Source organism: Streptomyces sp. NPDC037203, assembly GCF_055605065.1.
Genome location: NZ_JBVJUC010000006.1, coordinates 1 through 13,790 on the forward strand (window position 1 = coordinate 1; position 13,790 = coordinate 13,790).

Here is a 13,790-nt window from a genome sequence, read left to right on the forward strand (position 1 = left end):
GCAGGGGGGACCCTGTGGGAGAGTAGGACGCCGCCGAACAATTATTCCGGGGAACCCCCGCACCGTATGGTGCGGGGGTTTTCTGCGTTCAGGGCCCTTGCGGGCGAATTCCAGGCGGGTCTCAGAACGTCACATCGGCCGTCTTCACCGTGCCGGCCTCGCGTCCCGGTGCGGACTGGTTGCTCCAGTACAGATTGGTGTGCGCGATCACCTGCTCCGGGGCCGGGGCGCCGTACTCCGTGAGGTCCTCCGTCGTGTGTGCGTCGGCGACCAGCATCGTGTCGTAGCCCCGTACCAGGGCGCCGTGCAGCGTGGAGCGGACGCAGAAATCGGTCTGGGCGCCCGCGACGAACACCCGTCCCACCCCATGCTCGGCGAGGACGGACTCCAAGTCGGTGTCCTCGAAGGAGTCGTGGTAGCTCTTGGCGACCAGGGGCTCGTTGTCCAGCCGCTTCAACTGGGGGACGATCTCCCAGTTCTCCGTACCGGGCACCAGGTCCGCGTCCTGGTGCTGCACCCACACCACCGGGACGCCCGCCGAGCGGGCCCGGCCGATCAAGGTGTCGATGTTCGACAGGACATCGTCCAGGCCGGGGGAGCCGGCGACGACGCCGTTCTGGACGTCGATGACGAGGACAGCGGTGTGGGGTCGTTCCTGAAGAGTGGTCATGCGACGAGATTATGGGATGCCGAGTGCCTGCCGCAGCACTACGGTGGCGGGCATGACCAGGTTGACCAGCCAGGATTACACCGTACGCGCCATACGTCCCGCGGAGTGGGAGAAGGTGAGGAGCCTGCGGCTGGACGCGTTGCGGGACCCGGCCGCGCCGCTCGCCTTCCTGGAGGGATACGAGGAGGCGGCCGCGAAGGACGATGTCTTCTGGCAGGACCGGGCCATCGGCTCGGGCGAAGGATCGGCGACGGCGCGGCAGTTCGTCGCCGAGCTGCCCGACGGCTCGTGGGCCGGTTCGCTGACCGTGCTGATGGAGGAGGCCGGCACCGAGGACTGGGCCGGGCTCCCGGTGGAATGCCGTCAGGGACATGTCGTCGGCGTGTACGTGCGGCCCGAACACCGGGGGAACGGGCTGATCAAGGCCCTGTTCGACGCGGGCGTGACCTGGGCGTGGGAGCGCGGCGCCGAGCGGGTGCGGCTGCTGGTGCACGAGGACAACGAGCGGGCCCAGGGCGCCTATCGCAAGGCGGGGTTCGTGCCGAGCGGGGCGCGCATGCCCTTCTTCAGGGACGCGACGCAGGACGAGCTGGAGTTCGTCCTAGACCGTTAGCCCCGGCAGTCCGGGCAGGCCCGGCAGCTCCTGGTGCGGCCAGCGGGCGCGGGCCTGCTCGCGCGAGCGGAACAGGGCGAGCGTCGGCAGACCCTGTTCGTCCCCGCGCTCCAGCAGCTCCGGGAGCTGGGGGAAGGGGGCGACCGCGGCGATGTCGTCCAGGACCAGGGCCAGTGGTGGGTCGAGCCGACCGGAGGATGACCCTGCGGCCATGCGCCGGCCGTGCTCGACCACGCTGGAGACGAGGGCCGTCAGCAGGGGCATCGCGCCCGGCGTGCTCCTCGGGTCCTCGATGGATTCACCGACTACGTAAAGCGTGCCCCCTTCGTCGGCGAAGGAATCCAAGGCGAGCGCATCAGTTCGGTTGGGAGTGCACGCCTCGCGGATGTTGACCGTCGAGAGCGCCGCGAGCGCTCTGCCGGTCAACTCCTGGGCGACGTCCCGGCGTTCGGGATGCGCGGTGAGGGCGGCCTCCAGCTCGCCGGCGGCACCGGCGGCTGCCTTGGGATGCGTGCGCAGGGTGCGTACGGCGTCCTGTACCTGGCTGCCCTGGGACCAGCGGTGCACATGGCGGACCGTGCGGTTCTCCAGCGCGGCGGCGTGCAGATAGCTGCGCAGCAGGATGGTCGCGGTGTCCACCACGGCCTGGTCGATGCGGGCGGTGGGCCGCACGGGGGCGAGGATCGCGGTCGCCCGCTGGAGCGCGGTCTGCTTGTCCGCGCAGCCGGCCGTGGGAGACCAGTGGAGGCGGGCCGGGGTGTCGCAGCGATGGGCCGGGTCGTAGAGGTGGGTGGGACCCAGCTTGGCCCTGGCGTCCTTGGTCTCCGCCCACAGGGACGGGTCCGAGGTGACGACGAGGACGGGCCCCGCCGCGTCCCGTACCGCTTGGGCGGCGGCCGAGCGGCGGGTGTCCGCAGGCGCGATCAGGATCTTCGCCCTCCCCGCCACCGGCTGCCCGGCGGCAGTGGGGAGGGGGGCCGACGGCGCCTCGGCGGGGGGCTGTTCGACGGCGGCGGGCGGCTGCGGCATCTCGTGCCGCTGCACCGGGACGTCGTACCTCGGCGGCATCTGAGCAGGCGGCACGACCAGCGGGGCCGCGGACGTCGGGGTCGTGGACATCGGGGCCGGAGATACCGGGGCCGGGGACACCCGCTCCGCCGCGGGCCTGCCCGCCCGCGCCCGTGCCCGACCCGCCCGCCAACGCGCCACCGTCCCGAGCACGAACACGGTGGCGACGAACAGGACCATCAGCTGGGCGATGAACAGGCCCCAGAACAGCCCCCAGCCGGAGAGCCGGGAGGCGGGGGTGTCCGGCCAGGCGCCGGCGAGGTCGTGCGGTCTGCTGATCAGATGGCGCATGGCCAGCGGGGTGCGCAGGAAGGTGACGCCCGGCGGCCAGGCACCCTGGGCGAAGAGTGCCGACAGGCCCGTGGCCGTCCACACCAGGACGGTGATGCCGAGCAGGAAGGCGAGGAGGCCGAGCAGCAGCCCGTCGGGGATGCCGCCCTGACCCTGCCGGTCCTGCGGCCGCCGGTCTTCCCGTGGTGCGCGAGCGTCCGGTCTCACCTGCCGTGCCTCCCTACGCCACCGTCGACTCGGAGTCGCCGAGGTGCTGTTCCACGAAGGCCGCGGCCCGCTGCTCCGCCTCCAGCTCCGCGGCGCGCAGGGCGTCGTCCCGCGCGCGGTCGGTGGAGGACTCGGTCATCGCGCGGTCGGTGAAGACCAGCGGGCGCTCGGACTCGGTGATGAGGTGCTTGACCACCTGGACATTGCCGTTGACGTCCCAGACCGCGATGCCCGGTGACAGCGTCGGGATGATCTCCACCGCCCAGCGCGGCAGTCCGAGCACGCGGCCGGTGGCTCTCGCCTCGTCGGCCTTCTGGGCGTAGATCGTCCTGGTCGAGGCCATCTTCAGGATCGCCGCCGCCTCCTTCGCGGCCGCGCCGTCCACCACGTCGGACAGATGGTGGACGACCGCCACGAAGGACAGGCCGAGGCGTCGGCCGAACTTCAGCAGGCGCTGGAACAGCTGGGCCACGAACGGGCTGTTGATGATGTGCCAGGCCTCTTCGACCAGGAAGATGCGCTTCTTGCGGTCGGGCCGGATCCAGGTGTGCTCCAGCCACACGCCGACGATCGCCATCAGGATGGGCATGGCGATGGAGTTGCGGTCGATGTGGGAGAGGTCGAAGACGATGAGCGGGGCGTCGAGGTCGATGCCGACCGTGGTCGGGCCGTCGAACATGCCGCGCAGGTCACCGTCGACCAGCCGGTCCAGGACCAGCGCGACGTCCAGGCCCCAGGCCCGTACGTCGTCCAGGGCGACGTTCATCGCCTCGGCGGACTCCGGCTCGGGGTGCCGTAGCTGCTCCACGATGTCGGTGAGGACCGGCTGGCGGTCGACGATGGTCTCGTTGACGTAGGAGTGGGCGACCTTGAGGGCGAAGCCGGAGCGCTCGTCCAGGCCGTGGCCCAGCGCCACCTCGATGATGGTGCGCAGCAGCGCCAGCTGGCCGGTGGTGGTGATCGCCGGGTCCAGCGGGTTGAGGCGGATGCCGTGGTTCAGGGCGGCCGTGGGGTCCAGCCGGATCGGCGTTATCCCCAGCTCCTCGGCGATGAGGTTCCACTCGCCGACGCCGTCCTCGCCCTGCGCGTCCAGGACGACGACCTGCCGGTCGCGGAAGCGCAGCTGGCGCAGCACGTACGTCTTCTCCAGCGCCGACTTGCCGTTGCCGGACTCGCCGAGGACCAGCCAGTGCGGGGCCGGGAGCTGCTGGCCGTAGAGCTGGAAGGGGTCGTAGATGTAACCCTTTCCGGAGTAGACCTCGCGGCCGATGATGACGCCGGAGTCCCCGAGTCCGGGCGCGGCGGTGGGCAGGTAGACCGCCTGGGCCTGGCCCGTGGAGGTGCGCACCGGCAGCCGGGTCGTCTCGACCTTCCCGAAGAGGAAGGAGGTGAACGCCTCGGTGAGGACGGTCAGCGGATCCCGCATCGGCGAATCAGCCCCTACCTTCGGATGCCGGTGGCGAAAGGAAGTGTGTTCACGAAGGCGCGGTGGTGCTCCCGGTCGCACCACTCCAGCTTGAGGTACGACTTTCCGGCCGAGGCCCTGATCGTCCGCTTGTCGCGGGCGAGGGCCTCCGGGGTGCGGGCGGAGACGGTGATGTAGCCGACGAGGTTGACGCCCGCGGCGCCGCTCGCGAGGTCCTCGCCGCGCTGGTCGAGCCGGTTGTGCGCGGCGATGTCGCGGGGGTCGACGGTGCGGTTCATCTTGGCGGCGCGGGACGCCTCGGCCACGTCGTTGGTCTTCTCGGTCAGCATGCGCTCGATGGCGACCTCGGTGGGTTCGAGGTCCATGGTGACGGCGACGGTGCGGATCACGTCCGGGGTGTGGACCAGGAGCGGGGCCAGGAAGTTCACGCCGACCGGGGTCATCGGCCACTCCTTGACCCAGGCGGTGGCGTGGCACCAGGGGGCGCGGGTGCTGGACTCGCGGGTCTTGGCCTGGAGGAACGTCGGCTCGGTGGCGTCCAGCTCGGCCGGCCAGGCGTTGCGCCGGGTCATCGCCTGGATGTGGTCGATGGGGTGGTCCGGGTCGTACATGGAGTGGATCAGGGAGGCGAGCCGGCCCTGGCCGAGCGGCTGGCGGACGCGGATGTCGGCTTCCTGGAGGCGGGAGCAGATGTCGGTCAGCTCTCGGGCCATGACGACGGCGAGCCCGGCGTCCCGGTCGAGCTTGCGGCCGGACTGGGGGCGGGCGGCGCGGGCCATCGCCTGGGCCTCGGCGGCCAGTTCACGGCTGTAGTGCATGCAGGCGACGAGGTAGGCACGATGCTGCTCGCTGCTCGTGGACACCATCGACTGGAGCTGGTCGTAGGAGTGCTGGAGCCAGGCCGGGGAGCGGTCGTCGCCGCGCTGGGCGACGTCCTTGGCGTGCGCGTCGGGGTCGGCGGGCAGGGTGCGGGCGAGCATCTGGAGCCGGGTGACGAAGCCGTCGCCGTTGGCGACGTGCTTGAGCAGGGTGCCGAACCGGTCGACCAGGGCCTCCTGGTCCTCGGAGTCGCGCAGTCCGACGCCGGGGCCCTCGATCTCGATGGCGGCGGTGACGGTCTTGCGGTCGGCGTGCAGCAGTACGGCGATCTCGTCCGGGCCGAAGGGTGCGGCGAGCCAGCTGATGCGGCCGATGCCCGGCGGCGGCCCGATCTCCACTTCCTGGCCGTCGAGGCGGGTGCCGGCCTCCATGACGGCGGAGCGGTAGGTGGCGCCGCGCTTGACGGTGCGCTTGTAACTGCGGTTGATCTCGAACCACTTGTAGAAGGTGCGGCGCTTGTACGGCACGTACACCGCGGCGAGCGCAAGCAGCGGGAAGCCCATCAGCAGCACGATCCGCAGCGAGAGGGTGGGCACGAGGAGGCCGCACATCATGCCGAGGAACGCGCCCACGATGATCAGCGCGATCTCGCCGGACTCGCGGTTGCGGCCGACGATGGCGTTCGGCCGGGCGCGACCGATGAGATACGTACGGCGGGGCGTGACCGGATGGGACAGGTGGGACTCGGTCGTCAACGCCCTTCACCTCCCGTGCGGTTGTTGCGGGTGTTGCCTGCGTGCGGGGTGTTGACCGGGCTGGGTGCCCGCGGCGCGGGGGTGGCGGAGGGGACGGCTCCGCCGCCCCCGCTGGGGGTACGGCCGCTGTGCGCGGCGACGCCGCCGGTGGCGGGGTTGGCCGGGCGGGGGGTGCTGGAGCCGCCGCTCTGTGCCGCGTTGCTGTCGGCGCGGGTGCTGTGGGTCTTGATGCCCTGGGCGACGAGGGAGGCGGGGGAGCTGATGACGGCGGCGGCCTTGCCCTCGGCGCCCTGCATGATGCGGTTGTTGCGGCCGGCCGCGATCTCGTCGCCGAAGCCGGGGACGAAGCGGTAGATGGCGGCGCTGGCGAAGATGGCGAGCAGGATGATCGCGAGGCCGGAGACGACGGCGGAGAAGGCGTCGGGGCCGTTGCCGGAGGAGAGGGCGCCGGCCAGGCCGAGGACGATCACGATGACCGGTTTGACCAGGATGACGGCGATCATGATGCCGGCCCAGCGGCGGACGTGGCCCCACATGTTCTTGTCGACGAGGCCCGCGTAGACGACGGTGCCGAGGAGGGCGCCGACGTAGAGGAGGGCGGCGCGGATGACGAGCTCCAGCCAGAGGACGCCGGCGGCGAGGATGCTCACCAGGGAGACGACGATCAGCATGATGGGGCCGCCGCCGATGTCGGTGCCCTTGCTCAGGGCGCCGGAGAACGTGCCGAAGAAGGTGTCCGCCTGGTCGCCGGTGGCCTTCGCGAGGACGTCGGTCACGCTGTCGGTGGCGGAGACGACGGTGTACAGGATCAGCGGGGTGAACGCCGAGGCCATCACCGTCAGCCACAGGAACCCGACGGCTTCGGAGATCGCGGTCGTCAGCGGTACGCCGCGGACCGCGCGCTTGGCGACGGCGAGGAGCCAGAGCAGGAGCGTGAGGATGGTCGAGGCGGCGAAGACGATGGCGTACTGCTGGAGGAACTTCTGATTGGTGAAGTCGACGTTGGCGGTGTCCTTGACGGCGGAACTGAGCTTGTTGACCGTCCAGGAAGCCGCCTTGGCACAACCCTGCGCAAGCGAGGAGAGGGGGTCGAGGGTGTCGGAGAGGGGGTTGGAGCCGGATCCGGTGAGGTCGCCGCCTTTGGAGCTGCCGCTGCCGCTCGAGCAGAACTTCTTGGCCGGCCCAGTCACCAGTGAGCAGCGGTCGCCGCTGGGGGAGGGCGAAGGGGAGGGGGCGGCAACGGCGCGCGTGGCCAGAAGTACAGCGGTTGTCTGTACGGCGGCCAGCAGGGTGGTGATCTTGAGTGTGCGGTGCTTGCTACCGGGCATAGGTGAAGCCTCCGAACTCCTGGACCGCCTTGCTGATCTCGTCGGCCCCGGACACAGGGTTGTCACCCGCGACCGGAGTGGGACCTGTCTTCTGGGCCGATTCCAGGACCTTCCAGTCCCCGTTGCTCCAGCTCAGCTTCAGGGTCATGGTGAACCAACTGCTGGTCACCGGGTTGGTCGAAGAGTCACCTGCGATGCCGAACAGGCCATCGCACCAGACCTCTACCGTGGCAGCGCTGTCGCTGTACGACGCGACCTTCGTACCGACCGGCATCGTGCGGTTGACGAAGGTGCTGCCCTTGGGAGCACTGCCGTCAGCGTTGAGACCGGCCTTCTTCAGGAAAGCTGCCGAGTAGTCGGCGTCGAATCCTGACTGAAGGGCGTTCACCGTGCTGGGATCCGCGACGGCTTGCACAATCGCATGTCGCCGTTCGGTGCTGAACATCCCGTCAGAGCCCAAGGCCGTGGCATAGTTCGCCGCCGCGCTTTCCGCGCCCTGTTCCGTATGCGCGAAGTTTGAGGGGATGCCGTTGGTTTTGGTTTGGACGGGGTGGGTGCCGGTGGGGGAGGTGGGGGAGGTTTGGGGGAGGGAGGTCTTTCGGGTCGGGCCGTTCGCGGAGGAGTGGTCTCCCCGGTTCGCGAAGGCGATCGCCGCGATCAGGAGGACGACCACCCCGACGACCGTGACGAGTCCGCGGGAGGGTGAGCGGGAGGGGCGGCGGGGTGCGCCGCCGTAGGGGTCGTGGTCGGGCAGGCGGGTACGGGTGTGCCCCGTGTCGCCGTAGTCGGAGTAGCCCTGCTCGTCTCCGTGACTCATGCCGTGTACGCCCCCTCCACCTCGTAGACATACGACGGTAGCCGTGCTGGTTCCCGCGCGGGCGCGGTGTGGTGACTCGACATCAGGGAGACGCGACCTCTAAGGGGAGGGGAACAGGGGGTGCGCTAGACCGCCATGCCGTAGACGATGGTGAACAGCGTGCCCAGGGAGCCGATGATGAAGACGCCGGTGAGTCCGGCGATGATGAGGCCCTTGCCCTGTTCCGCGCTGAAGGTGTCGCGCAGCGCCGTCGCCCCGATACGCTGTTTGGCCGCACCCCAGACCGCGATGCCGAGGCAGAGCAGGATGGCCACCGCCATCACCACCTCGATCATCACCTTGGCCTCGTTGCCCAGGCTGCCGAAGGGCCCCCAGTCCGGAGCGATCCCGCCGATGATGGTGTTGATGTCTCCCTTGTCGGCCGCAAAGAGCATGTAAGTCACCGCCCCTGGTGGGTAGTTCCGCGAGTCCCCTGCGGTGTGCAGAGGCCAGGCTTCATTGTCGCCGACAACCTCGCCGTCGTATGTCGACTTGACGTCATTGACGGCTGGGTTTCGTACGAATACCTCGTATGGTCACTCTGTGTATCACGGCAGGTCACCACGGGCAACGAGATCCGACCGGAACCTGCCACGTGGTTGCGTCGTTGACCTCCTTTACGCCCCCGCCCGGTTTCTGACGGCCGGTCGGGTGAGAGGCCGTTTCGATGGTCTCACGCGCGGGCGGCGGAAAACGGCCGAGGGCCCCGGCGGCGGATGCCACCGGGGCCCTGCGGGCGTGCGGGTTGACGAGCGGTCAGCCGGTGAAGGCCGACGTCCCCTCGGGGGTGCCGACGCCGGTCGGGCCGTCGTACCCCGAACGGGCGGTGCACAGGTAGCTCGTGGAGCAGGAGCCGTTGCTGCCGCTGGTGACGTCGTTCAGCGCGGAGGTGCCGGCCTTGGTGTACGGGAACTCGGCCGGGTAGCTGCCGCTGCTCGGGGTGCCGGCCAGCGCGTAGACGGCGGCGATGATCGGGGAGCTGGCGCTGGTGCCGCCGAAGGTGTAGAAGCCGGCGGTGACGCCGTAGGAGTCGTACACCGAGACGCCGGTCGCGGGGTCGGCCACGGCGGAGACGTCCGCGACGGTGCGCTTGGCGCAGCCGGTGTCGGTCTGCCAGGAAGGCTTGGCGTCGTAGGCGGAGCAGCCGGAGCCGGTGCCCTCGGTGCTGGAGGTGTTCCAGACGCTCTCGCTCCAGCCGCGGGTGTTGGACGCCTTCGTGAGCGCGGTGCCGCCGACGGCGGTCACGTACTGGGAGGCGGCCGGGTACTCGGCGCCGTAGCCCTCGTCGCCCGCGGAGACGGTGATGGCGACGCCCGGATGCCTGAAGTAGGAGGAGTCGTAGCTGGTGTCGGCGGAGGACTCCGAGCCGCCGTAGCTGTTGGAGACGTACTTGGCGCCCAGCGAGACCGCCTCGTTGACGGCGGTGCCGAGGTTGGCCATGGTCGCCGACTTGGCCTCGACCAGCAGGATGTTGCAGTTCGGGCAGATCGCGGAGGCCATGTCGAGGTCCAGGGATATCTCCTCGGACCAGCCGGAGTCGCTGGTGGGCAGCGAGGTGGTGGAGCCGGTCTGGCTGACCTGCTTGAAGCAGCCGCCGGCCTTGGTGCAGGCGGGCAGGCCGTAGTACGAGCGGTACTTGGCGAGGTCGGCCTCGGCGTTCGGGTCGTTGTAGGCGTCCACGATCGCGATGGTCTCGCCGGCGCCCTTGGAGGCGGCGGCGGAGGTGAGGCCGTAGGCCGACTGGAGGTCGGAGGGGCCGTAGCCGGAGGGCGTGGCGGCCTTGGGGGTGATGCCGTCGGCGGCCTGCTGCTTCTGGAAGGCGGTGAGCCCGCCGGTCACCCGCAGCGAGTCGCAGGCGAGTTCACCCTTGTGCTTGGGGGTCGCACAGGGGGTCTTGGCCCAGGTCGCCTGGGCCGGTGCGGCGGTGGCTGCGCCGGCCTGGGCGGCGGTGCCGAACCCGGCGAGGGCCAGCGCGGCGGCGGCCGCGAAGGCGGTGCCGATACGGCGCCGGCGGCCGGCGGCCGTGGGTTCGGCGGTGGGGGACGTACGCATGAGTGCAGCCTCCAGGTGTTCCGGATATGGGGAGGGAACCGGGGCGTTGCGGGTGCGTGCGGTGGTACGGCGAAGACGATGACTTGTTGAGTACGCGACAACAAGGGGGCGGTGGCCGTTCCGTGGGAATCCTGGCTTCCGCCTTACCGAACGTTGCCGCCGCCTTGACCCGACTCACAGGAACGACGGCCGGAAGAGGCGCCGCCGGAAACGGCCGGTGGGCGGATCGCGGCCGGCTGCCGTGATCCGCCCACCTTCTCGCCCTGCCGCCGAGGGGACCCCACGTCCCCCTCCGGGCGGCGGCGCCCCCGTGACCCGACGGGGTGATTGCGCCCTCGGGACGCCTGCTCAGCCGGTGAAGGCCGAGACGCCCTCGGGGGTGCCCAGACCGGTCGGACCGTCGTAGCCGGACCGGGCGGTGCAGAAGTAGCTCGTGGAGCAGGAGCCGTTGCTGCCGCTGGTGACGTCGTTCAGCGCGGAGGTGCCGGCCTTGGTGTACGGGAACTCGGCCGGGTAGCTGCCGCTGCTGGGGGTGCCCGCCAGGGCGTAGACCGAGGCGATGAGCGGGGAGCTGGCGCTGGTGCCGCCGTAGGTGTTCCAGCCGGTGCCGTCGGCGCCGTAGCTGTCGTAGACGGAGACGCCGGTGGCCGGGTCGGCCACGGCGGAGACGTCCGCGATCATGCGCTTGGCGCAGCCCGTGTCGGTCTGCCAGGAAGGCTTGGCGTCGTAGGCGGAGCAGCCGGAGCCGGTGCCCTCGGTGCTGGAGGTGTTCCAGACCGACTCCGACCAGCCGCGGGTGTTGGACGCCTTCGTGAGCGCGGTGCCGCCGACGGCGGTCACGTACTGGGAGCCGGCCGGGTACTCGGCGCCGTAGCCCTCGTCGCCCGCGCTCGCCGTGATGACGACGCCCGCGTGCTTGTAGTACGAGGAGTCGTAGCTGGTGTCGGCGGAGGACTCCGAGCCGCCGTAGCTGTTGGAGACGTACTTCGCGCCCAGCTTCACGGCCTCGTTGACCGCGGTGCCGAGGTTGGTCATCGACGCGGTCTTGGCCTCGACCAGCAGGATGCTGCAGTTCGGGCAGGCCGCGCTGACCATGTCGAGGTCGAGCGAGATCTCACCGGCCCAGCCGCTGTCGGCGGACGGCAGCGAGGTGGTCGAGCCCGTCTGGCCGACCTTCTTGAAGCAGCCGTTGCCCGTGGTGCAGGCGGGCAGGCCGTAGTACGAGCGGTACGTCGCGAGGTCGGCCGCGGCGTTCGGGTCGTCGTAGGCGTCCACGATGGCGACGGTCTCGCCGGCGCCCCTGGAGGCGGCGGCGGAGGCCAGGCCGTAGGCCGACTGGAGGTCCGAGGGGCCGTAGCCGGTCGGGGTGCCGGAGGAGGCGTCGGGGTCGATCGTCGCGGGCGCGACGCCCTTGACCGCGGCCTGCTTCTCCATGAAGGCGGTGGTGCCACCGGTCACGCGCAGCGCGTCACAGGAGGCGTAGCCCTTCTTCGGGGTCGCGGCACACGCGTGCGTGGTCCGCACATGGGCCTTGGCGACCTGGGTGGCGATCGTCCGGGCGCTGACCTGGTGGGGAGTGGCCGCGTTCGCCTGGGCGGCGGCACCCAAGCCGGCCAGGGCGAGCGCGGTGGCGGCAGCGGCGGCGGAACCGGCGCGACGCCATCTGCCGGATATGTGGGGGGAGTTGTGCGTACGCAAGGTACAGCCTCCTGGAAGTGGTGGGGCAGAGGCCTGCGGTGGGGGTCCAGCGGCGTGTTCGCCGATGGGGGCGGCGGCCCGCGACGACCTTCGCTTGTTGGGTACGCGACAACAAGAGGCTTTCGGAATACTGACTTCCGCGTTACCCGAATGGGGTGCCCGGCTTACCGGCCAATGACGGTGCGATGGCGAGGAGATGACCGAACAGGCAGGTCAAATGGGTTGCACGGGACGTGAATTGGTCAAGCGGGCGCTGTTCAGCGGGGCTTGAGGCCGTACAGCAGCAGATGGACGTGTTCGTCCAGACCGGCCATGGCCTCGTCCGCGTCCAGTGCGCAGCCGGCGATGAGAGCGGCCAGGCCGTGCAGACTGGCGGCGGCGGCCAGCGCGATGCGCTCGGGGTCGCCCGCGGTGATCTCGCCGCTCGCCTGGGCGTCCGCGAACAGCCGGGGGAGCGAGCCGAGGGTGCGGTCGACCGCCGCGATGAGCTGGGCGGAGCTGTCGGGGCGGTGCTTGCGCGTGAACATCAGCTCCAGCAGCTCGGGATGGTCGACGGCGAAGCCCAGGTAGGCGCGGGCGATCGCCACCATGCGCCGCTCGAAGTCCGGTCCCGCGCCGGACGCCTCCGTGAGGGCGCGTTCCAGCCGCTCGTACCCCTCCATCGCCAGGGCGTCGAGCAGGGCCTGCTTGTCCTTGAAGTGCCGGCCCGGCGCCGCGTGGCTGACGCCGGTGTCGCGGGCCAGTTCGCGCAGCGACAGGGCCCCGGCCCCCTTCTCCCGCAGGGTGCGCTCGGCGCTCCGCAGCAGCGCGGCGCGCAGGTCTCCGTGGTGGTAGGGGCGGCTTGCGGGCATGTGCGCCATCGTATCCCGATGTAGGCGGCGACATCATGGCCGGTCCGGCTCGCGCCGGGGCGGATAGTGGCAGGTCGGGGCCGGTCCGGGCCGGTGCGGGAGGCCGGGCGAGGGCCTCCGTGTTGTCATTGACAGCATTGTAGTCGCTGTCTACATTGACTCCATGGCTGAGACGACCGGCGCGCGCTCGGCGCGCAAGTGGAACGTGCACCGCATCCCCGACCAGACCGGCCGCACGGCCGTGATCACCGGGGCCAACAGCGGCCTCGGCCTGGTGACCGCCGAGGCGCTGGCGCGGGCCGGCGCGCATGTGGTGTTCGCCGTGCGGGACGTCGCGCGGGGCGGCGCCGCCGCGGCGCGGGTGGCCGGCAGCACCGAGGTGCGCCGGCTCGACCTCGCCGACCTGGACTCGGTGCGCGCCTTCGCCGCCGGCTGGGACCGCCCGCTGGATCTGCTGATCAACAACGCGGGCGTGATGATGCTGCCGGAGCAGCGCACCGCGCAGGGCTTCGAGATGCAGTTCGGCACCAACCACCTCGGGCACTTCGCGCTGACGAACCTCCTGCTGCCGTACGTCACGGACCGCGTGGTGACGCTGGCCTCCAACGCGCATCGCTGGGGCGATCAGCGCATCCACTCCGAGGACGTGAACCTGCGCGACCGCTACAGCCCGATGCGCGCCTACGGCCAGTCCAAGCTGGCGAACCTGCTGTTCACGCTGGAACTCCAGCGCCGCCTGACCGAGGCCGGCTCCGGGGTGCGGGCGCTCGCCGCCCACCCCGGCTACGCGGCCACCAACCTCACCAGCCACCACGCGAACCCCCTGATGCGTGCCGCCATGACGGTCGCCGACCGGGTCGTCGCCCAGAGCGACCGGGCCGGCGCCCTGCCCACGCTGTTCGCGGCGACCGAGGACATCCCCGGCGCGTCCTACGTCGGCCCCGACGGGCTCGGCGGGTTCCGTGGCGCGCCGACCCTGGTCGCCCGCAGCGCGGCGGCGAGCGACCCGGAGGCGGCGCGGCGGCTGTGGACCCTGTCGGAGGAGCTGACGGGGGTGGAGTGGACGGCGGCCGGGAAGGGCTGAGGGGAGCGGGGGCGGATGATCGGGAGGGGAAGTCCGTAGCGGACGGGATACGGTGCGGGTAAGGGATTTCCC

Annotated in this window: 12 protein-coding genes; 2 read left to right on the forward strand and 10 right to left on the reverse strand. The window is 70.9% G+C overall.

Annotated features, from left to right (window positions below):
- Positions 1-121: 121 nt before the first annotated feature.
- Positions 122-670, reverse strand: a complete 549-nt coding sequence (locus tag ACZ7EC_RS18190) for a cysteine hydrolase family protein (protein ID WP_471063655.1) — start codon at positions 668-670, stop codon at positions 122-124.
- A 52-nt stretch (positions 671-722) separates the two neighbouring features.
- Here ACZ7EC_RS18190 and ACZ7EC_RS18195 point away from each other — a divergent pair, with 52 nt between their 5' ends.
- Entirely contained in the window at positions 723-1,283 is a 561-nt protein-coding gene (locus tag ACZ7EC_RS18195) for a GNAT family N-acetyltransferase (protein ID WP_471063657.1), read from the forward strand.
- Here ACZ7EC_RS18195 and ACZ7EC_RS18200 read toward each other — a convergent pair.
- The 9 genes from ACZ7EC_RS18200 to ACZ7EC_RS18240 form a co-directional block, all read right to left on the reverse strand.
- Complete coding sequence (locus ACZ7EC_RS18200; RefSeq protein WP_471063658.1) at positions 1,272-2,849, reverse strand: P-loop NTPase family protein; 1,578 nt, start codon at positions 2,847-2,849, stop codon at positions 1,272-1,274. The genes ACZ7EC_RS18195 and ACZ7EC_RS18200 overlap by 12 nt on opposite strands.
- A 13-nt stretch (positions 2,850-2,862) precedes the next feature.
- Complete coding sequence (locus ACZ7EC_RS18205) at positions 2,863-4,275, reverse strand: ATP-binding protein (RefSeq protein WP_471063660.1); 1,413 nt, start codon at positions 4,273-4,275, stop codon at positions 2,863-2,865.
- Positions 4,276-4,289: 14 nt separating this feature from the next.
- Complete coding sequence (locus tag ACZ7EC_RS18210; protein WP_471063662.1) at positions 4,290-5,849, reverse strand: SCO6880 family protein; 1,560 nt, start codon at positions 5,847-5,849, stop codon at positions 4,290-4,292.
- Complete coding sequence (locus tag ACZ7EC_RS18215) at positions 5,846-7,177, reverse strand: hypothetical protein (protein WP_471063664.1); 1,332 nt, start codon at positions 7,175-7,177, stop codon at positions 5,846-5,848. The genes ACZ7EC_RS18210 and ACZ7EC_RS18215 overlap by 4 nt, the downstream gene beginning before the upstream one ends.
- Entirely contained in the window at positions 7,167-7,994 is an 828-nt protein-coding gene (locus ACZ7EC_RS18220; RefSeq protein WP_471063666.1) for a DUF8175 domain-containg protein, read from the reverse strand. The genes ACZ7EC_RS18215 and ACZ7EC_RS18220 overlap by 11 nt, the downstream gene beginning before the upstream one ends.
- A gap of 125 nt (positions 7,995-8,119) precedes the next feature.
- Complete coding sequence (locus tag ACZ7EC_RS18225; protein WP_014673544.1) at positions 8,120-8,428, reverse strand: hypothetical protein; 309 nt, start codon at positions 8,426-8,428, stop codon at positions 8,120-8,122.
- 361 nt (positions 8,429-8,789) lie between these two features.
- The gene (locus tag ACZ7EC_RS18230) at positions 8,790-10,085 is read right to left on the reverse strand and encodes a S53 family peptidase (protein WP_471063668.1); all 1,296 of its coding nucleotides are present in this window, start codon (positions 10,083-10,085) and stop codon (positions 8,790-8,792) included.
- A gap of 348 nt (positions 10,086-10,433) precedes the next feature.
- Complete coding sequence (locus tag ACZ7EC_RS18235) at positions 10,434-11,783, reverse strand: S53 family peptidase (protein WP_471063669.1); 1,350 nt, start codon at positions 11,781-11,783, stop codon at positions 10,434-10,436.
- 257 nt (positions 11,784-12,040) lie between these two features.
- Positions 12,041-12,643, reverse strand: a complete 603-nt coding sequence (locus tag ACZ7EC_RS18240; protein ID WP_471063671.1) for a TetR/AcrR family transcriptional regulator — start codon at positions 12,641-12,643, stop codon at positions 12,041-12,043.
- A 154-nt stretch (positions 12,644-12,797) separates the two neighbouring features.
- On the opposite strand from ACZ7EC_RS18240, the gene ACZ7EC_RS18245 reads away from it, so the two are divergent.
- A complete protein-coding gene (locus tag ACZ7EC_RS18245; protein WP_471063673.1) occupies positions 12,798-13,718 on the forward strand; it encodes an oxidoreductase in 921 nt (306 codons plus the stop codon).
- Positions 13,719-13,790 lie beyond the last annotated feature (72 nt).